This is a genomic window from Peribacillus sp. YIM B13472 (assembly GCF_042788005.1).
GTDB lineage: Bacteria > Bacillota > Bacilli > Bacillales > DSM-1321 > Peribacillus > Peribacillus simplex_E.
In genome coordinates this window covers 65,118-86,218 of record NZ_JBHZPG010000020.1, presented here as the reverse complement: position 1 = coordinate 86,218, position 21,101 = coordinate 65,118, and the positions used below count along the sequence as shown (strand labels likewise).

Annotated in this window: 19 protein-coding genes; 15 read left to right on the top strand and 4 right to left on the bottom strand. The window is 35.4% G+C overall.

Annotated features, from left to right (window positions below; all coding sequences use genetic code 11):
* Positions 1-339: 339 nt before the first annotated feature.
* The 5 genes from ACFX4I_RS16190 to ACFX4I_RS16170 all read left to right on the top strand — a co-directional run bounded on the left by ACFX4I_RS16190 (position 340) and on the right by ACFX4I_RS16170 (position 4,371).
* Positions 340-756 (top strand): BlaI/MecI/CopY family transcriptional regulator, encoded by a 417-nt coding sequence (locus tag ACFX4I_RS16190; protein ID WP_230303081.1) that lies wholly within the window; start codon positions 340-342, stop codon positions 754-756.
* On the top strand, positions 756-1,610 hold the full coding sequence (locus ACFX4I_RS16185; protein ID WP_377421744.1) for a M56 family metallopeptidase: 855 nt from the start codon (positions 756-758) through the stop codon (positions 1,608-1,610). Before ACFX4I_RS16190 ends, ACFX4I_RS16185 begins: the two co-directional genes overlap by 1 nt.
* Positions 1,611-1,677: 67 nt before the next feature.
* Positions 1,678-2,106 carry a DoxX family protein gene (locus ACFX4I_RS16180; RefSeq protein ID WP_230303079.1) on the top strand — a complete coding sequence of 143 codons (429 nt, stop codon included), beginning with the start codon at positions 1,678-1,680 and terminating at the stop codon, positions 2,104-2,106.
* 437 nt (positions 2,107-2,543) lie between these two features.
* Positions 2,544-2,969 (top strand): VOC family protein, encoded by a 426-nt coding sequence (locus ACFX4I_RS16175; protein WP_377421742.1) that lies wholly within the window; start codon positions 2,544-2,546, stop codon positions 2,967-2,969.
* Positions 2,970-3,591: 622 nt separating this feature from the next.
* A complete protein-coding gene (locus tag ACFX4I_RS16170) occupies positions 3,592-4,371 on the top strand; it encodes a hypothetical protein (protein WP_377421740.1) in 780 nt (259 codons plus the stop codon).
* A gap of 198 nt (positions 4,372-4,569) precedes the next feature.
* On the opposite strand, the gene ACFX4I_RS16165 is transcribed toward ACFX4I_RS16170, so the two are convergent.
* The 4 genes from ACFX4I_RS16165 to ACFX4I_RS16150 form a co-directional block, all read right to left on the bottom strand.
* Positions 4,570-5,214: a 2OG-Fe(II) oxygenase gene (locus ACFX4I_RS16165; RefSeq protein ID WP_377421738.1), complete on the bottom strand. Its 645-nt coding sequence runs from the start codon at positions 5,212-5,214 to the stop codon at positions 4,570-4,572.
* A gap of 446 nt (positions 5,215-5,660) precedes the next feature.
* Positions 5,661-6,449 (bottom strand): HipA family kinase, encoded by a 789-nt coding sequence (locus ACFX4I_RS16160; protein ID WP_230303075.1) that lies wholly within the window; start codon positions 6,447-6,449, stop codon positions 5,661-5,663.
* Positions 6,450-6,787: 338 nt separating this feature from the next.
* Positions 6,788-7,876 (bottom strand): glycosyltransferase, encoded by a 1,089-nt coding sequence (locus tag ACFX4I_RS16155; protein WP_230303074.1) that lies wholly within the window; start codon positions 7,874-7,876, stop codon positions 6,788-6,790.
* Complete coding sequence (locus ACFX4I_RS16150; RefSeq protein ID WP_377421735.1) at positions 7,876-8,349, bottom strand: NUDIX hydrolase; 474 nt, start codon at positions 8,347-8,349, stop codon at positions 7,876-7,878. Before ACFX4I_RS16150 ends, ACFX4I_RS16155 begins: the two co-directional genes overlap by 1 nt.
* Positions 8,350-8,698: 349 nt before the next feature.
* On the opposite strand from ACFX4I_RS16150, the gene ACFX4I_RS16145 reads away from it, so the two are divergent.
* The 10 genes from ACFX4I_RS16145 (at position 8,699) to ACFX4I_RS16100 (ending at position 21,097) form a co-directional block, all read left to right on the top strand.
* Positions 8,699-9,295: a serine/threonine protein kinase gene (locus ACFX4I_RS16145; protein WP_230303072.1), complete on the top strand. Its 597-nt coding sequence runs from the start codon at positions 8,699-8,701 to the stop codon at positions 9,293-9,295.
* Between the two features lie 1,435 nt (positions 9,296-10,730).
* Entirely contained in the window at positions 10,731-11,105 is a 375-nt protein-coding gene (locus ACFX4I_RS16140) for a hypothetical protein (protein WP_377421733.1), read from the top strand.
* A 432-nt stretch (positions 11,106-11,537) separates the two neighbouring features.
* Entirely contained in the window at positions 11,538-12,443 is a 906-nt protein-coding gene (gene galU, locus ACFX4I_RS16135; RefSeq protein WP_230303070.1) for a UTP--glucose-1-phosphate uridylyltransferase GalU, read from the top strand.
* A 1-nt stretch (position 12,444) separates the two neighbouring features.
* Positions 12,445-13,764 (top strand): UDP-glucose dehydrogenase family protein, encoded by a 1,320-nt coding sequence (locus ACFX4I_RS16130; RefSeq protein ID WP_230303069.1) that lies wholly within the window; start codon positions 12,445-12,447, stop codon positions 13,762-13,764.
* 336 nt (positions 13,765-14,100) lie between these two features.
* Positions 14,101-15,672, top strand: coding sequence for a glycosyltransferase (locus ACFX4I_RS16125; protein ID WP_377421731.1), 1,572 nt, complete (start codon positions 14,101-14,103; stop codon positions 15,670-15,672).
* Positions 15,659-16,840: a hypothetical protein gene (locus tag ACFX4I_RS16120; RefSeq protein ID WP_377421729.1), complete on the top strand. Its 1,182-nt coding sequence runs from the start codon at positions 15,659-15,661 to the stop codon at positions 16,838-16,840. The genes ACFX4I_RS16125 and ACFX4I_RS16120 overlap by 14 nt, the downstream gene beginning before the upstream one ends.
* 422 nt (positions 16,841-17,262) lie before the next feature.
* A complete protein-coding gene (locus ACFX4I_RS16115) occupies positions 17,263-18,267 on the top strand; it encodes an NAD-dependent epimerase (protein ID WP_377421727.1) in 1,005 nt (334 codons plus the stop codon).
* A 396-nt stretch (positions 18,268-18,663) separates the two neighbouring features.
* Positions 18,664-18,996: a hypothetical protein gene (locus tag ACFX4I_RS16110; protein WP_377421725.1), complete on the top strand. Its 333-nt coding sequence runs from the start codon at positions 18,664-18,666 to the stop codon at positions 18,994-18,996.
* Complete coding sequence (locus tag ACFX4I_RS16105) at positions 18,993-20,423, top strand: glycosyltransferase (protein ID WP_377421723.1); 1,431 nt, start codon at positions 18,993-18,995, stop codon at positions 20,421-20,423. The genes ACFX4I_RS16110 and ACFX4I_RS16105 overlap by 4 nt, the downstream gene beginning before the upstream one ends.
* Before the next feature lie 548 nt (positions 20,424-20,971).
* A complete protein-coding gene (locus ACFX4I_RS16100) occupies positions 20,972-21,097 on the top strand; it encodes a hypothetical protein (protein WP_377421721.1) in 126 nt (41 codons plus the stop codon).
* Positions 21,098-21,101: the final 4 nt, after the last annotated feature.

The window sequence follows — 21,101 nt, the reverse complement described above, 5'->3', positions numbered from 1 at the left end:
TAGGCGAAAATTCAAAGAGAATTTCAAAAGGGGTTCGGAATTTTTTAATTCCGAACCCCTTTTGTCTACAAACTGAAACGAGTCTCCAATAGGCTCGTTTTTTTAATTTATAAGCAAATTTTGATCCCTTCTTATAAGGAAAAAGGAACGGATGAACATTTAATACTGAAAAAAGGAGTGGCATGTAATTAGAGGTGGAGAACCAGAGGAACTTGGTAGAGAAGGACAATAGGGTCATGTGAATAGTCAATCTATAGAAATCCGTGATACTAATCTTCCGGATGGAACTTGATTGTAATAAGGATTTCCACTACAATTTGTAGTGGGAGGTGGTAAAGGATGAATATTAAAAATTTTAAATATGATGAAGTTGGACTGAATCGTTTCTTTGGTCCATTGGAAGCTAATATCATGGAATATTTATGGGATAAAGATGAACAGAGCATTAAATCGGTTCAGAAATCATTGGAACTTGACAAACCTATCAATTTCAACACTGTAATGACCGTCATGAATCGTTTAGTAGAAAAAGGCATTCTTGAAAAGAGGTCTGAAGGGAGACTTTCATTATTTCGCCCGGTGCAGTCCAAAGCGGAGTTTTTAGAAGAGCAGTCAAAGAAACTGACTGAGAATTTGCTGGATGAATTTGGTGGGGCGGTCATAAGCCATATGCTCGATGCCATGCAAGACGCTGACCAAGGTTTAATTGAAAAATTGGAACAAAAAATCCAATCGTTAAAAAAGGATAAATTATAATGTGGAAGAGAAAGTCTTATTTTGTGATAGGCCTGAGTCTTTTAATTGCCTGTGTAGTATGGTGCCAAATGGGAGCATTTTTAGTACATATCTTTTTTGGTGTGAATATTAAAGCCAACTTTTTTAAATTTTGTTTTAGTTTATTCAAGGAAGATTCAGTATACTACTTTGTGGTCGTCATTCTGCTAAGTATAATAATATCCTATAGTATATTGAGCACATTATTCAAAATTGCAGAGCAATATTTCTTATCCAGAAGATTTAAACAAAAGCTTTTTCTTTCACAAAACGTTGATATGACAAGGTCAATAAATGAAACATTCAATCGGGTCAACAATGATATCTTAGTTGTGAACGCTGAACAGCCTCTTGCGTTTACGCTAGGTTTCAAGCGGCCTTTCATTGTGTTCAGTACTGGTTTAATTCAATTATTGGACTTTGATGAACTAGAAGCGGTAGTGGAGCATGAAGCCTTTCACCAAAAAAAATATGATCCGCTGGTAATCTTTATTTTACAGTTGATCTCAGATGGGTTATGGTTTGTCCCACTGACAAAATGGTGTCATGAAAATTACAAAATAATAAGTGAATTATCAGCCGACGAAAATGCGATTAATAAAATGGGGACTGAATTAGGCATAAGTGCCGCTTTATTGAAGTTAATTAAACATGGTTGCACTGATAAATCCTTTCCTGTCCTTGTTCACTTCTCCAATGAATCAGTTAACTATAGACTTCAGCAATTACTTGATCCACATAAATCAATTCCTTTGAGGGCTGAATCTACCACGATTTTCGTTTCAATTTATGTTTTGGTTTTACTATTGGGAATGACTATAGTGATTGTCGGATGACTTTCACTTGATTTTTTTACCATTTTACACTACACTTTGTAGTGTAAAATAAAAAAGGAGATGTGTCATGAATAAACAAGAGATCGGAACCTTTTTATTAAGAGTTATGTTAGGAATTTCATTTTTCTTGCATGGTTTGTCAAAATTCAAAGGTGGATTGGATAACACTGCAGGATGGTTTCAAAGTATAGGCATTCCAGGATTTATGGCCTATGTAGTAGGTATTATTGAATTGGTTGGAGGAATTGCCTTAATTATAGGTCTTGGAACAAGAATAATTTCTGCCCTCCTTGTTTTCATAATGGCTGGAGCAATTGTTTATGTGAAATTCCCAGCAGGTTTTATGGGGAATGGAGAAGGTACAGGGTACGAACTGGATCTAGTTCTTATGATTATTGCACTTCACCTAGTAATGAATGGAAGCCGATTCCTATCTATAGACTCTAAATTACCAAACCTTAAAAAAAGACAAGATTCAGAAATGATAGCAGGTTAATTAGAAAAAACGATATCCCGAAAAATTAAACACTTTTTAAACAGTCTTGAGGCATGAAACCGGCAATCTACTGGGGTCATGCCTCTTTCTTTTCTCCTTGTTCTTGTTTGAAATGCTTCATGGTTAGAAAAACCGATAATAAATCAATTACATTTTGGTAATCAAAAGTAGCTTTCCATGACTGCATTATCGTAAAATACTTTGCGAAATGACAATACTGCAAGTCTGGACCAAACACCTTGGAATTTTCAATTCAGCCGTTAACACAAAAAAATGGATAGTTTTCAGCAAAATCTATTGACGAACACACGTTCCTTTTTATAAAATACAATCATGGGTAATAATGGTATAGTGGTTATTGCCACTGACCAGTACAAAAGGAAGCTTGGAAATTTCTCAAGCTTGTAAAAAATCAAAGTAAAAGGAGCTATTTAAATATGACAATGAGATTATCTCCATATTTAATGATGAACGGAAATGCAAAGGAAGCGATACAATTTTACGAAAAAGCTTTGGATGCAAAAGTCGTTTTTAATCAAACTTTTGGAGAAATGCCAGCAAACCCAGAATTTCCTCTGCCAGAAGAAGCAAAGGATCTTGTAGCACACGCAATGTTAAAGGTTGGGGAAACGGACCTCATGTTTTCCGATACGTTTCCAGGTCAAACAAGTCAATCTGGAGATCAAGTCACGATCTGTATTTCAATTAATGATATGGAAAAATCAAAACGAATCTTTGAAGCTTTGTCGCATGGTGGAGAAGTGAAAATGCCGCTGCAGGAAGCCTTTTTCAGCCCTGCTTATGGGATTGTATCAGATAAATTCGGCATAACCTTCCAAATTTATACAGAGGGTCGACAATAATTTTCTCTAGTTAAATAATATCAACATGGAAATATCAGCTGTTTTAGTGTCTTTTAGTTGCAACTTAAATCGTAATTGATGAATAAATAAATCCCAATTTCTCATATATATCACTGAGAGATTGGGATTTTTAATATTGGAATTTCCTTAACGTTGTAAATCCACGTACTGCTTGCATACTCCTTATGGGATTATTGGTAGGATTCTTATCTCTTTTCATATATGCAGCCAAAGATCATCCCGCGCGGTAGCATAGCATGTAAGATAACATCATGTTTATGTATAATGTAGCGTTCATTCTCACTTTCCCATGATCCTGGATTCAATCTGAATGTATATATTGCTTTTAATAAACGAACTCCACCATTGATATCATGACTTTAGTAGTTACAGATAATTCATTTCTGGTTTCACACTTTAATTTTGATACCTAATCGTTACCTCTCTGTGATATTCGTCATATATTCTTCATCTATTTGTTCTTTGTTTAGAAAATGGCTATGCTATTATTTAAAACATTGACATACAAATTAGTCGCATTCGTTGTATAATATATTCCTTTTAATAGGCTAAGATCATTCGAGTACCATACATTGCGTAATAAAGGGAAAGGGGGAACAATGTGAACACAGATCAAGCTTTCGACCTGTTAAAGGATGCAGGAGTAACAGAAAGTAGCAGTATACAAACTGTTAGACGCTGGCTTCGTGAAGGTAAGATTAAATATGAGGGAGGAAACAAGAATAGAAAAACCGGATACATAATGGAAGGCACAGATCAAGCATTTGAAATGTTAAAAGATGCAGGAGTAACAGAAAGTAATAGTGTACAAACTGTTAGTCGCTGGCTTCGCGAAGGTAAGATTAAATACTCAGGAAACGGAAAGAGGAACAATGGTTACATAAGCGATTACTCAGCTTCAAAGCTGGCTATAAATGATAACATAGATCAAAATAAGGACGAAATCATACACCGATTAAAATTAAAAATACAAGCTCAAGATAAGCATATAGAAGGTATTGAAGAACTTCATGAGACTGGAAAAAGAATATTGATTCAGCAGAGGGATATGTTCAAAAAGGAAGTTGCCATTCTAAAGAATGAGAAAAGTGAATTACAAAATGAAACAAAGGATTTATTAAAAGAAAATATTGAATTACGTAATGAATTGATAAAATTAAAAGAAAACATCAGAAACAATTACAATATTGACTCCACTACTCAATCAAATGATTATAGTGAAAAATTAGGGCTTTCTAAAACGGCGAGCAATAAAGAAGTATTAGCAGAATATAAAGGGTTATTAAAAATAACTCATCCAGACCATAATGGCAACGCGAAGGTATTTCATTACATTAAGACTGATTACGACAATTTTAGAAAAAGTACCAAGGGTAAATGAATAGTGTGCTCAGAAATTTTGGAGCTCAAAAGGATCAACCAGTGTTAATTTAGACTATTGATCATTCTTTTTTTTGATTTCATCGTTTGGCCATTTTTAATAAACAGAATCCTAATGAACAAATAGGTGCCTATTGAACAAAGGCACCTAAAATTGAGGCCTTTAAAGTCTATCGTTTACACATTATCAAGCTACAGACTATTTTTGTCTCCTCATCCATTGTGTTGCAACCCATTTTTCACCAGTGATAACGGGTGCTCCACCGTGTAGAGTTAGTTCGTTTAGATTTTTGTCGTTATAGAAGTATTCGAAATACACAGCCATTCCCTTTCGCGGAGACACTGAAAAGTTCAATTTAGGAAAATAAGTTTCTCCCCCATGCTCCACATCATTTAAGTACATGATGATTGTGCTAATTCTATTATTTTTTGCTGCTATATTTGAGGATGTAAAAAAATCAAAATGAGCTTTATACTCTTGCCCAGGAGTATATTTAAGAATTTGAATACCATCTCCATGTTCAATAGGTATATTCATGATTGTTGAAATCCTTTTTTCAATTTTGGTAATGATGTCATCTTCATTTTCTTGAAAAAACATACTACTGCTCGTTCTTATCTCATTTACTTCGTGCTTAACTCCAATTTTGGAACGATTCATTCTGTTCTTTGACAATTCAATAAGTCTGTCACATTCTTCGTCACTCAAAACATTCCCTAATATCACAATTAGTGGTTCATCTAATCTAGCAATTACATTAATTTCTCGGTCTTCCGTTTTAATTTTATTTCCAATATGATTAAAAATAGTTTGTTCTTTACTTATTTTATTTTCCACTGTCAACTTTCATCGACTCCTAATAGAATGAATTTTCCGAACAAATAGTTTAAATTGCTACTATAAGCGTTTTATTATGTTAATTATACCATGAACCTTGTTATATAACTGTTTCTTATTTCTTGCTAACAGTGCTCCGATTATGAGGTGGACCAGTAAAAACTACTGGTGACCTGGCACTTGACTATGGCAAACTCTAATTTTTTACATAAAATATAGTAAGCTCACTCACAATATGCACAAGTCTCTTTGTATAGATATTCATGTGTGTATTTTCACCAAAAACCATACGTGAATTTATTTCCTTCTGTTCAAAAAAGGAACACATTTCCTTTCGTAATAAGCTGTTTAAGAAACTTAGAGAAAAAGTATGGAATGGAAAGATTTATAGATAAAAAAAGTAACTCCTTTAAACTTAATAAGGAGTTACTTTTCTTTGGAAAAAAACTGCGTTATCTTGGATTGCTATGATGCTGGATGATACGATCGACGATTTCTGGCAATTTAATTTTCTGTTCTAAAAGAAACTTGTAGAGAGCATCTCTATCCTTCGTACTCACATTCCACTCTTTTGGGATTGATTCAATCACTTGATAGATCGATTTGTTCGGCAATTTCACTATTTTTTCTATATACGATGTAAGCTCTGTGTGATCATCGAGAAGAGAGAAGGCCCATTTATAAAAAGGCCAATGGTAGTTATATACCGGTGTTTCACTTAGCGTTTGAGCTGACCATTGGTAACGTCCCGGAAAAACTCTGCCATGATCAATCATATGGACATAATAGCCGCCATCACTGAGATTTTCCAAAATGACATTCATCGTACCTCGATCAGAGTTATTTACCCATTGGTCGAATACCGTTATACCGGCTAGCATATCTCGGTTTTTAACATCCGTCTTAGTGGGGGGATTTTCTCTAACATTCTCGAAAACTGTACTGTTTTCAATAAAAACACAGCCATATTGGTATCCAGAACTATAGTTGTGTTTAGTGGATTGTAATTCAGGAGTCTTCTTGATAAATTCTTCCGGTATATATAAAAGCTCAAATGGAATAACGGGAAGTGAAAGGAGCTCTGCCAATTTGCCGATCATGTATTCATTGACCACTTCTTTTTCTCTTCCTTTGTTAATACCGAACCACTTCACGACATATTCTTTACCATCGCTGAAAAGAATGACATGAGCGGTTCCGCCCCTTAATGTTTGTACATATCGAACTGGATATTTTGTCATATCACTTTATCTCCTTTAAAAATATTTGTATAGCTCTATTTCTTTTTTACTGACATATTTCAGATTCTGGGCAAGCGTTTTTTCAGACCAATGATATCCACCCAAACATGTTCCATAATCAATCAAATGGACAAAATAACCGCCTTCCTGTACTGCAAGGAAAATGCTTATGGTCCGATCTCGAGTATTGGCATTCTGAACTGAATTTGTATTTTTGGGAATGTGATTTAGGAGTCCTTTTATGAATTCATCTGGGATATATACTAGGCCGAGGGGGACAAAAGGAGGGAAGGAACATCGCTAATTTACTGATCACATACTCATTTACTTTGACTATGTCAATTAACTCCGTTATTTTTTTCCATTAAGCTGTATAGCCTTTGTTGTTCGATGATTTGTTTTTTTAAATCAAAATTTTCATCAATAACCTGTCTTGCACTTCTGGTATATCTCTTCCAAACTCTTGGATGACTTAGGAAATATTTTATAGCTTGAGCCAATTTTATATCATCTTTTTCAGGAACAAGATATCCTGTTTTTTTATGCTCAATCAATTCCGGGATTCCTCCATGAAAGGTGGAGATGACTGGTAAACCGCTTGCCATGGCTTCTTTTAATGCATTTGGGATTCCTTCTACATCGCCATCTTCGCTCGTTTCACTGGCAAGGCAAAAGAGATGGGAATCTCTTAATTCCTTAGAAATTTGGTTAGAATCCATTGGCCCCCTAAGAAAAACGTGTTCGTTTAATTGGTTTTCATCAATGAAAACTCTTAGCTTTTCTTCATCTTTGCCTGTCCCAATGATATGCAGCGTCGTTCTTGGGTATTCCTGATGAATCCGTTGAAAAGCCTTCAAAAGCGTAAAAAATCCTTTTTTCTCGACAAGCCTGGCTACAGATAAGATTCGGATTTCACCTTCTTTAGGTAGGGAACGTTGGACATATGGGTATAAATTTAAATCTAGACCGCCATATAATACATGTATTTTATCTTCTTTAAATCCTAATTTTTTCAATTCATCTGCAAGAAATTGGCAAACGGCAAAACAACCAGCTCCATGTTTTACTAAATTTTGATATCGGAGAACATTTTTGCGAAATCTCTTATATGTTTGAGTGGATGAATCACGTCCCCGAAAATGCACAATCAAAGGAATATCATACTCTAAAGCTGTTGGTAAAATATCGATGGAATGTTTCCCTTGATGAGCGTGAATCGCCACGACATTTTGCTCCATAAGGAAGGCTCCAAGGTCTTGAATTTCGTTCAAATTAAAATAATGTTCAAACTGATATTGAACATTGTCGCTATTTGGGTAAGGTCCTATAACAATAGGCCGATATTGATCCAACATAATGATCTGATTGTACATAAATCCTTGATTTATTTTAATAGGTTCTCTAATGTAAAAAGCGATTGTCTTCACTACTTCAATCCCTTCCTTCCCTCTAAAATCAACTTTTCGATAAAACTTTGAAATATTTGTCGATCTCGTTCAGTTAATTCTTTCGGAAATGCGGACCATTTAAAAAATTGAACCTTTTGTATTTCTATATCATCAGGTTTTAAATCTCCGCTGAGTATGTCTTCGGTCACGTAAGCAATGTTGATTGAAAAGTATTGATCACCATTAGGCAGCTTCGTAAAATAGTCCTTCCCTGAAAAAACGCCAATTAATTGAAGGTTACCGATGTTAATTCCGGTTTCCTCCAAAATTTCACGTCTGCATGCCTCTTCCGCAGATTCTCCTAATTCGATAAAGCCGCCCGGCAATTTCCATATTTTATCGGATTGTACCATCAGAAAACGGCTGTTCTGATCGATAACCAAAACGGTAACCCCAGTAAGTATCAAAGCTCTGGTCCCAACGAGAGCACGTAAATCTTCAATGTATCCCATCTCAGGTCTCCTTTCTGATCATTGATCATTTTCTTTCTGGTTATTCCTCTTTTTTATTAAATTCAAAATGGAATAATTTGAAACGGACAAGCACATATATTTCAGTGTTTTTTTGTGAAATTCTTTTTAGTTAAACGTATAGGAGCATAAGATACTGAAGAATTGCTCGAAAATCGTTCATAATGCGAATCGAATTAGGACAATTTCCAATATGTTCCTTCTTGTCCTTAAGAACTCAGTAAAAGAAGGTTTGACTTTATTATTGAAAAAGTGTTATTAACCTAAAGCAACTAATCGAGTATTTCATATCATAGATTATGGTTATAAAAGAAAAGAGGTGAAAGGTTAAATGAATGATTTTAAATCAATAAGGGTTGAGAGAATAGAAAAGAACGGTAAAAAGGGACTTATTATTCATAATCCAACCACATTAAAACTAATTGGGGAAGGAAGTCAAGGTGCAGTTTTTCAGCTTGATGAAGATCTTTGCGTGAAAATTTATGTCAATCCCAATGCAGCAACCAAAGAGGGGAAAGCACTTGAAGCAGCAATGGAAACTCATATTGTTCCGAGGTTATATGAAGTCGGACCAAACTATGTAATCATGGAGTATTTAAAAGGTCCCAATCTAAAAGATTATTTGAAAGGAAAGCAAGATATTCCCGAATCGATTACAGAACAAATCATAATGATTCGAAAGGAACTAAAGAGAGTTGGATTTAGTAGAATCAAGACCTCAATCGGACATTTTGTTGTAACAAAGGGAAATGTGCTGAAAGCAATCGATCATTCAGATGGCCTCACAATGAATGATCCATATAATCCGAAGATGTTTCGTGATCTAAAGAAATTGGGGTTATTGGATACATTCCTGGAACAAGCAAAGAAAATCGATCCTGAATCATATGAAGAATGGCAGAAAAATATCGATTTCAATGCGATATAGGAAACGGATCCGATAGTAGGACAATATAGGGAATTGGCTTTCGCAAAGGCTCTAACCTGTGCAAGTATGGCATACGTAAAAAAATTCATGATTAATTCATCACAAAACCAATTATGTTGTACAGGCAGGAAAAGCTAAAAGAATAAAGTCGATTCTTTCACGTAAAGGAGTTCGACTTTTTTTGATGGAATTCTCTTAGACTATAAAATTTGCGAAATGCGCAGTATAGCCTTGTTACTCCCGTTCGTCATGTACACATTCGGGAACGGAGGCGTTTCTCCTGAACACCCATTGTTAACGTTCGTAAAAGTACGAACGTTTTGAATACGGCATTTTTATTTTATTAAAATGAAAACGCTAAAATGTTTTTGGTACATTGCTCGTTTCATCTTCGGTAATACCTATGTAGTGTAGAGTGAAAAATGGATGGGAATGATGCAAAATCGGTTGCAGCATGACAATATCCTTAGTGGATTTGTAAAATCCATTGCCTAACGTTTTTCCAAAAGGGATAGTTGCCGACATGTTCCGCGCCAACGAACTCTACGGCTTTATTTAACTGCTGGTAGGCCTGAGCAGGATAAAATGGGGTGTCCCTTCCTTTAAATGGGAACAAGTTAGGACTCTAGACGTTTTTCATATAGTCAAGACCTCCTGTAAGCAATTCGCGATATTCATGTCGCGAATTTTTTCCGTTTTGCCTTCTATGTCCCGGAGAATTTTGTTTTTTTTGCTTTAAGGTCTGGGATCTATTGTGCGGCAAGTCAAAAAAGGTCCCCAACCCGGAGCCAAGTCTCATATACTGTAACGAACGTAAAAACGGCAGTTTTAAGGATAAATTACAATATTAGTAAAATTATATTTTTGTAAACGGATAACGAATTTTTTTTTGCAAGGTGATATAAGTTTAACGTCCATGCATGTCAAACACTTAGTCATTCAAAGGTGTGTTGAATACCTATAGAAAGACTGGTGATAGTTGTTTATCTATTTAAGATCACTGTCAAGAAAAATAACAAAGTACTCATGTATGGATTCCTAAAAAAAATTGTTGTCCTTTAATTGACTTTCACGGCAACTGCTTTTACCATTCCTAGTTGTCCGAGCAGCACTGTGAAAATAACGTGCGAAGGATTACCGACACCCCTGGCATTTTAGGTGCTACTCCTGCCCACCATCAATGTGGACGATACTAATTAATTAGAACATTGCTGTAGTTATATCGGAAACGGCAACACATTCATGTCAACAACTACACTAGGAAATGGTGAAATAGCTATCCCCGATTGTCCTTAAATTGGTTCTGCAACAAAAGTGATTTACTATAAACATAAAGGTGAATACAATGTCAATTGAGAAAACGATTTTACTTTACACAATATGAAATTCAAGTGTGCTTCCATAAACAATAAATAGTGAAATAGGTGGGAACCTAATGGGTAAAAATGATCGAAAAGATAAATACAAGGAAGACGAAATGAAGAAATATAAGAAGGGTCAGAAAGATGATAAAAAGCATGATGACTTTACCCATATATTAGAAAATGTTAAAGCCCAACTCCAACTCCAAGAACAACAACAGAAGGAACTTCAGATTCAACTTCAGAATCAGTTAATTAAACAACAAGATCAAACTTCAAATAAAATCTTACATGAAATAACGAAGATTTCACAACCACACCCCCTCCAATTAAAATCGCCTTTTAGCATAATCGATACACTTGATTTAGATTTAGATAAAAAGGCACAGATTGCAATGTTCATAGCCAGTAGCAGTAGTAATAATAAAAATGAAGATGAAACTGAATAAAGAAGAAGAGGCTGAGAAAGCCCCTTCTTTTTTATTTAAAGCTAAAAGGGGAACGGAAAGTTAAAAACCACTTATAAAGGACTTGCGATACCGATAATATTATCAAAGAAATTGTTGTTCTCATTTCTGACAGCTGGAGTTTTTCAAAAGGAAATCGTTTGGCTACAAAGCCGCAAAAATGTACACACAGTGGTTTATTATATCCACCATTACTCTAAACCATGGTAACTCCATTGCATAAAAAGTGTAATGGAGTTTTTAATTTGGCACTAACCGACAGGTTGCGACACTCGGCCACATCCAGTTTGGGATTCTTGCATGTATAGCCTACTGGTCCCCGTTAAATAAAAAAGCACTAATTGGGCTACTAACTAGACCGGAATTTGTCCTATTGCATATAAAGGATTAATGAATGACAAAGGGAGGCAGCTTATGAAAATCCGAAAGGCCATTATTCCGGCCGCAGGCCTTGGGACCCGATTTTTGCCTGCAACAAAAGCTCAGGCTAAGGAAATGCTGCCGATTGTTGATAAACCAACGATTCAATATATTGTTGAAGAAGCAGTAGCTTCGGGTATAGAGGAAATTATTATCATAATCGGTAGAGGAAAAAGATCAATAGAGGATCATTTTGATAAATCCTATGAGTTGGAAGATGCACTTTTAAGAAAAAATCAGCTAGATATTTTAGAGGAAGTTCAGAAAATATCTAGTTTGGCAAATATCTATTATGTCCGCCAAAAGGAACCGATGGGGCTAGGACATGCAATTCTCTGTGCTAAAAGCTTCATTGGAAATGAACCTTTTGCTGTTTTGTTAGGAGATGACATCGTTATGTCTAAAACACCCTGTCTGAAACAAATCATCAGTGTTTTTGAGTATTTCAACAGTTCCGTCGTAGCTGTTCAGAATGTACCGGAAAAGGATGTCAGTAAATATGGAATTATTAAGCCAAAAGGGACAATGATTGAGCCTAACCTTTTTCATATCGATTCTTTGGTGGAAAAACCGAAAAGGGAAGAGGCTCCTTCCAGTTATGCGATAATGGGGCGTTATGTTTTTAGACCTGAGATTTTTGAAACACTATCAAAGCTTCCGGTTGGACATGGTAATGAATTACAACTTACTGATGCCATAAATGAACTAAATAAGCAGCAGGCCGTATTAGCATATAACTTTGAGGGAAACCGATATGATATTGGTGATAAAGTTGGATTCATAAAAGCAACAATCGACTTTGCTTTACGCAGGGATGATATAAGAGATGAGGTACTTTCCTATTTAAGGGATGTAAATAAGAAAGAAAACCTTCAGATTAAAAAGAGAGAGCTTGAATAATATGAAAATAGCCGTTTTGGGTACAGGTTATGTCGGGCTGTCCACTGGTGTTTGTTTGTCCGAAATAGGGCATAGTGTCATTTGTATCGATACAGATGAACAGAAAATTAAAAGTTTACGTCAAGGGGTTTCTCCAATATATGAACCGGGTCTGGAGAATTTGCTTGCTCAAAATGCCGCAGCGGGCAGACTGCTGTTTACAACATCTCATCGAGAGGCGCTAAATGGTGCCGAGATTATCATCATTGCCGTAGGTACACCGCAAATGGAGGATGGGGGAGCAGATTTATCGTATATTGTGCAAGCCGCGAAGGATATTGCTGCGAACCTAGTGCAGAGTTCAGTAGTCGTTATAAAGAGTACTGTGCCAGTTGGTACGAATGATTTTATTAAAAAAATTATGGAAGAACTTTGTAACGAAAAGGTCACCTTTAATATGGTTTCAAATCCTGAATTTCTAAGACAAGGATCAGCCGTTATGGATACGATGAAAGCAGATAGAATCATCATCGGTTCTGAAAATGATGAGGCGGCTAAGAAAGTCCAAGAAATGTATCGTCCGTTAAATGTACCATTTATACTAACAAGTATTAGAAGTGCGGAAATGATTAAATATGCTTCTAATGCCTTTTTGGCGACTAAGATTAGCTTTATCAATGAAGTTGCCAATTTATGCGGAGCAGTAGGTGCAGATGTTAAAGATGTAGCAAAGGGAATGGGAAAAGATAAAAGGATTGGAGAAGCTTTTTTACAGCCAGGTATTGGTTATGGAGGATCTTGTTTTCCAAAGGATGTTAAAGCGTTGCTTCATACTGCCAAGTTAAATGGAGTACATTTTTCCCTGTTAAAAGAAACAGTAGCGATTAATGATTTTCAGCAGGAACTCCTTGTAACGAAAGCGATAAATCGCTTGGGGGATTTAAAAGGGAAAAAGGTTGCAATGCTTGGTCTTGCTTTCAAGCCAGAGACAGACGATATGAGGGAAGCGCCATCAATCAAAATTGCGCGTTCATTAACCAAACTTGGAACAGAAGTGGTAGCTTATGATCCGGTGGCAATAGATAATGCGAAGAAGATATTAGGGGATACAATTAGATTTGCCAGCTCAGTCCGCGAAGCGACATTGGATGCGGATGCTGTATTTATTGTTACCGAATGGAATGAGTTTAGATATTTAGACCTGGAGACATTGATGAATACAATGAGACAACCGATTGTTTTTGATGGCAGAAATTGTCTTGAAGAAGATCGAATCAGAGCGTGCAAGAAAATAGAATATTATCCAATAGGAAGGCCAGCAATTGTTATTGGTATGACATAAAGCGAAAACATTTTCTAACAATTCATTAACCCGAACATGATTCTTTAAAGACATATATTAGGTTCAAATTGGCAATGCAGCACCTTTGATAGTTCTTGGGTGCTTTTTATATTTCTTTAAATGGAAGAAATATCTTCATCGATCCATTGTTTGCAAATAATCTTGTCTCATGGCATTTACTTCAATCCACCTTTTGTATTAGGCAAAAACATACTCTCTGCCATCCATTTAGCTTTACTGTATGTTATTAGTCCATGCGTACCTAAAGAGTCCTGCATAATATACTTGAAAAGGTCCAGGAAATTTGCTTTCTATGCATGAAAGGAGATCATTTATATGCACACAGTTATGCATTTGAATTTAAGAGTCGACCCGACCCAATATATCTCACAGATTCGAGAAGTTCCTGATTATGATTATATCCATATGGTACGGCAACCAAAGTATATGATAGATCTTTCCCTTTTGAATGAGAAAGTTCATTATCTCAATGAAATTTTCTCACCGAAAGAATATGTGAATAGAAATAATATCTCCCTCTTACATGCTCACCATGGTCAATTAGGGATGTTATTACTTCCTTTTAAAGAGGAAACAAACCTTCCGTTGGTAACAAGTATAAGAGGCAGGGATGCAACCCTAGCTAATCAGCCCATTGGCTATCTAGATAACATGAAAAAGCTATTTGATCGAGGTGAGCGTTTTTTTCCAGTTTGTCAGTATTTAGCAGATAGGCTAATTGCTTGGGGTTGTCCTTCAGAAAAAATCAGAGTGCTCTATGGGGGCGTAGACCTTAACGAATTCAATTACCGGACTCCACATAAAGGGGGCTCTCAAAACATTTTATCCATCGGTAGGTTGGTGGAAAAAAAAGGACATCACATCTTAATGCAAGCTTTTCAAAAAATCAGAGGTGAATTTCCAAATGCAACCCTGACGATTATCGGAAGGGGGGAGCTTGAAGAATCCCTCATTTCATTGGCAAATGAACTTAATTTAGGTGACTCTTTTCGTTTATTGAATCATCTCCCTAAAGATCGAGTACGAGAACAAATGACCAATGCAGATATATTTTGCGCCGCGAGCTTAGAAGCTGCCAATGGAGATGTAGAAGGTATTCCTAATACATTAAAAGAAGCTATGGCGATTGGGGTACCAGTGATTTCGACCAATCATGCCGGGATCCCTGAATTAATAACCCATAACAAAGAGGGGGTTTTAGTACAAGAAAACAATGTAGATGAACTGGCAGATGCTCTTGAATTCATGCTAACTAACAGAGAGTTATGGGAAACATATACAGTAGCTGCTCGTCAAAAAGTTGAACAAAACTTTAACCTCGTCCATCAGCTTCAACAACAAGCTGAATTTTATGATGAACTTGTAGCCCCTTATAAAGTAGGTAAACAATATTCAGTAACACCTCGCCAAATAGATAAAAAAACCCTTAAGGAGACTCCACAGCCTCAACAGCAAGGCAAGTTTGATGGCGAAACAATTGCGCCTAGAAAAAAAGTCGATTTAGCCAGAAAAGCCCTTATTTATATGCAACAGCTCCAACAGCTCCAACAGCTTCCTGAGCTTCAAGAGCTTCCACAGCTCCAACAGCTCCAGCAGCTCCAGCAGCTCCAGCAGCTACAACAGTTACAACAATTACAACAGCTCCAGCAGCTACAGCAGCTTCAACAGCAGACTAAAGATAAAGTCAAAGATGAACTTGTAGCATCTAATAAAAATGACAAAAAAGCTAAAATTCAACAGAAGGCTAAAGATGAAAAAATAGCATCTCGTAAAAAAGAAAAAAAGGCTCAAAAAGCCGAAAAAGTCAAAAAAGCCCTTAATAAAATTCCACAGTTTCAATATAAGCCCATAGATGAGCAGTTAGGAGGAAATCATGGAGGATTTTAAAACCATTACTGTAACCAAAGGTGAAAATTCTTTGGAAATTGACAATCCCACTACCTATTCTCTGATAGGAATGGGGGCTCAAGGTGCAGTATTTAAACTTTCAGAAGATAAATGTGTAAAAATCTATTCAGATCCAGTACAAGCGGAAATGGAGGGAGAAGCTCTTAAAGCTGGAAAACATCTACCCTTTATGCCATTAGTGTATGAAACAGGACCAAACTATATAGTCATGGAATATTTTAATGCGCCAACCTTAAAAGAATATCTGAGAAATTGTACGTATATCCCTGATTCTATAGTAAAGAAACTTCTCTATATATTAAAAGAATTAAAACAAGCAAAATTCACCATGATAGATGCCCCCCTACGTCATATTTTTGTCGTTGGTAACGAGGAGCTTAAGGTGATTGACCATGTAAATTCCTTTAAAAGGATGCACCCTGTACCATTAAAATTATTAAGAGATTTAAAAATAATCCTTTTAAAGGAATCGTTCTTAGCCCAAGTGAAAAAGCTTGAACCGGACACCTACAATGAGTGGGATGATTATTTCAATCAAAATAGTTTGGACTTTAGAAACATTCCCGTCCTCTCAGGAGGGTCAGGTAATGGAGTAAAAGTGGATAGCGCTATAACACAAACACTCATTGGAAAAGGGCATCAAGGTGCTGTTTATCGAGTGTCTGAAGACACATGCGTTAAACTTTACGGGAAAACTGAACATGCAAATCAGGAAAAAATGGTTCTTTTATCAAGTCAAGACTTGCCTTTTATCCCGAAAGTCTTTGAAACAGGACCAAATTATATTTTAATGGAATATCTATTAGGACCAGATTTAAATACGTTTCTTAAAAAACAATCTGTACTTTCTGAGGACATAACAAGACGATTACTCTATATATTAAAAACAATGGAAAAATCAGGTTTCAAACAAATTGATGCCCCATTACGGCATATTATCATAACCAAGAATGGTTTTAAATTAGTCGACCATGTGTACTCGTTTTCACGTGAACAAAAAAGGCCTCTCGAGTTATTTAAAGACCTGCGTGAAAGAAATTTTTTAGATTCTTTTTTGGAACAAGTGAAGGCGATAGATCCTGGTACGTATGCTGAATGGACAAAAACGCCAATCCCATTAACTGAAAATGATAATACGCTTGTATAGTCATAGTTATGTAACTGGAACCTAACGAAAAAAGGTAAAAAGGTATTACGCCTATTTTGTTGAGGTTTTAGTTATCACAAAAAAGGAGCATATCAAAACCTATGGTGATTTTGCTTTCAACGGTTTCCAAGATCGTTTTAGCTTAAACTTCAATCGTAAATGCTTGTCCACAGCGGGTATAAGAGTGAAAAACTCATAAGACTTAAAGCGAAAAAGGATATCATGTCATTCGTGAATTACGAATAAAACGTAAGTCTCTCCACAATGAAGATGTTGAGTTTCCTTCCTCTTTATATCCGTCATAATGAACTTTGTTCTGTTGCTGTAAAGGGTCAAAAGTTTAAATATATAAATAATGCTTTCTCAGTGTTCCGGAAAGGTGTCAAAATCCTATTGTAATAGAAAGGATTGGAATTAATGTTATGAACATTTTAGTAACAGGGGCTGCAGGATTCATTGGTTTCCATTTAACAAAACGTTTGTTAACCCTAGATATCAATGTTATAGGAGTAGACAATATTAATGATTATTATGATGTTATTTTAAAAAACAATCGACTCAAGATATTAAAAGAAAACCCTGATTTCGAATTCCATAAATTGGATTTGACTAATAAAGAAAAATTAAATCAATTATTTAAAGACAGAACCATTGATATAGTCATCAACTTAGCCGCTCAGGCTGGAGTACGTTATAGCATAGACAACCCGGATTCTTATGTTAATTCCAACCTGGTTGGATTTGTAAATATCTTAGAGGTCTGTCGACAAAATAATGTAAAGCACTTAATTTATGCATCTTCCAGTTCTGTATATGGAGCAAATACAAATATCCCCTTCTCAACCAAAGACCCAGTAGATCATCCAGTAAGTTTATATGCTGCCACTAAAAAGTCTAATGAATTAATGGCTCATACTTATAGTCATTTATATAATATTCCAACTACAGGACTCCGTTTTTTTACGGTGTATGGTCCATGGGGGAGACCTGATATGGCTTATTACTCTTTTACTAAAAATATTATTGAAGAGAAAACAATAAAGGTTTTTAATAATGGAGATATGAGAAGAGACTTTACTTATATTGATGATATTGTTGAAGGAATAATCCGATTACTTGATAAACCACCGGTTTATAATACTGGATGGGATCGAGCTAACCCTGATCCAAGTTCAAGCTATGCCCCATACAAAATTTATAATATCGGTAACAATAAGCCCATAAAATTAATGGATTTCATTATCACCTTAGAGAAACTAATTGGAAAACAGGCAAAAATAGAATTCCTACCGATGCAACCGGGAGATGTTAAGGAGACATATGCAGATATTGCCGATTTGCATGCTGATGTGGGGTTCTATCCTTCAACAACAATAGAAGAAGGTTTAACTCATTTTGTAAATTGGTACAAAAAGTACAATAAATAAGGGAAAAAGAAGCAGTGAATTTTTCCTGAGTGGGATTTTAGTGGGCGTCAGGCCTTGAGAAGAAATAATTTGGCATAGGTCAAGTTTCAATAACATTGAAAACCATCAAACGATCCACTTTCAAATATAGCTGTCATTGACACCATTTATTTTTTCTTATTTTTTTTTAAAAAAATCCTTGAGTTGGTATGAAAGGCCAAAAAACGAATGTCAATAATGAAATGTTGAAAATCAGAAAATGTATATGTGAGATTTGAAGTGTGCATGGCAGTACAGTTCAATATAAATAAAAAAAATGTGTAAAAAATCCAAAATCAAATAAAAAGTGAAGGGTAAATTACATGCATGCAAAAAGATTAATTAAAAATTTGTAAGTTAATAAAAGGAGAAAGTAATTTGAACCCTGAAAATATGAAAACACCATTGAAAGTTCTTAAGGAGTATATCGATTTTCTCATAAAATCCCTTACAGGTAATTCTACAAAAGATCCTCTATTAAAATTAAATCCTCTGTTTGAATACTACTTTAAAGTTTGTTCTGAAGACCTACCATACAAAGATAATTATAAAGCTGATTCCATGTTCCCTCATGAATTTCACAAGCAAGTGAAACAAATTGGAGAACAAGGAAAAATAAAAAAATTAGGCAATTATCAACAGCTATTTGTTTTAGCCGTACGCGAGAAGAGCAAATATGAATTTCTTGTTAAAGGGACTGAGGCAGGATGAAAACCATTGCTTATTTTGTAAGTGAAAACATTAAAACACACCAACGCTTTATATATAATCAAATCGTAAAAATAAGTAGCTATCGCTCAATCGTAATCGGCCCATTCGACAATACCAACCATACAGAATTCCCCTTCGAAAACTACTATAATTTAAACAAGATAAAAGATCTAGAAAATTTCTTCAAAGAACAAGAAATCATAGCCATTCACGCTCATCATGGAAAACATGGACAAGACATTTTGCCTGTATGTGAAAAATATAATATCCCATTGATTGTTAGCATTAGAGGGCGCGATGGTTCTGACAGACCAGAAATTTTTGAAAAAAATGCTCAGCGATATTCATCATTAATTAAACATGGTGCACACTTTTTTCCTGTTTGCCAATATCTTGCACAAGGATTAAGAAGTTTAGGAATTCCGGACGATAAAATTCATGTGTTATATGGTGGTATCGAATTAGATCTTTTTGCCTATTCTACACCCACACTACCTAAAGAAGGCGAAATAAGAGTTTTATCTGTAGGTAGACTTGTAGACAAAAAAGGATTTATTACTCTTATAAAAGCATTTAAACGGATTTATACACAATATCCAAATGCTAGACTGCATATTATTGGAGCAGGTGAAGATGAGAATAAAATTAAATCGGCCATTACAGAATTTAACCTTAAAGATGCTGTGATTCTTAAAGGAGCTATGGATTCAAAACAAGTTTCGAACGAATTGAAAAAAGCTCATATCTTTTGCCTTGCAAGTCAGACTGCTAAAAGTGGTGATATCGAAGGCATTCCTAATGCCTTAAAAGAAGCAATGGCTAGCGGTTTACCTGTCGTTTCCACTCAACATGCGGGAATCCCTGAATTAATTGAACACCATAAAACAGGATACCTAGCTCCAGAAAAAAATGATATTGAGTTAGCGAAAGGCATACAATTCTTTTTAGAACATCCAGAGATTTGGAACGCCTATACGGAAAGAGCACGGAAAGTCATTGAAGAAAAATTTGATATCAATAAACAAATTATGGAGCAACAAAGATTATATTCTCTCGTTAATATAACGAAAATGGAAGCCGAAACGGAAACGGAAAAGGAAGCAGAAACAGAAAGGGAAACGGAAAAGGAAGCAGAAACGGAAAAGGAAGCAGAAATGAAATCGAAATCGAAAGCGGAAACGAAATCGAAATCGAAATCGGAAAAGGAAGCAGAAACGGAAAGGGAAACGGAAAAGGAAGCAGAAACGAAATCGGAAACGAAATCGAAATCGGAAACGAAATCGAAATCGAAATCGAAAACGGATAAGGAAAAGGAAGCAGAAACGAAAGCGGAAACGAAATCGAAATCTAAATCGAAATCTAAATCGAAATCGGAAACGAAATCGAAAACGGAAAAGGAAAAGGAAAAAAAGAAAAAGAAAAAATAAATCAAGTAAGGAAAACTTCGGGAAAATGCAAGTCATTTTAATAGGGGCAAAAGTATTAATATTTAATCCACTTGAGCAGATTTCATTACAATTTCGAACAGATACAAAAGTATCGGGATTACCAGGGGGACTTATGGAGTAAGGAGAATCATTAACAGCATTCCCAGAAGTAATAGAAGAAACAGCTTTAACGATTGGGGGATTACACTTTCTAAAAGTTTTATCAGGCTTAAACTATTTTATTGATCAATTCTATTCTGTTAACGCTTTTTATAAAACAAATGAAATTACGAGGGAACCTTAAAACCTGATGGTATAGAAGGAAGTGCTGTACAGTTCTTTCCAATCAATCAGCTGCCTAAAGCTATGGTTCCGATATCATAAAAGAAATTTGTAATTATTCAAGAATTCGCAACTGAATTTTTTCGAAACCAACCGTATTTTCGCTCTTCTTAAAAAAGCAGTAATGAAGAATAAATGACGCTCTATCCAAAGTATTGGTTGGGAATATGAATAAATCGTAACTAACAACTTTGGAGGAAGGACATTTGGCGAATCTACAACTCGTTGCAAAAGAAGTACTTAAGGAAGTTAAAAATGATATCGTAATGGATGCTTTAGTAACGATAGCTTTTAGATTTCATTCTCAGTTGATCGCCTACAATGTGTACTAAGATC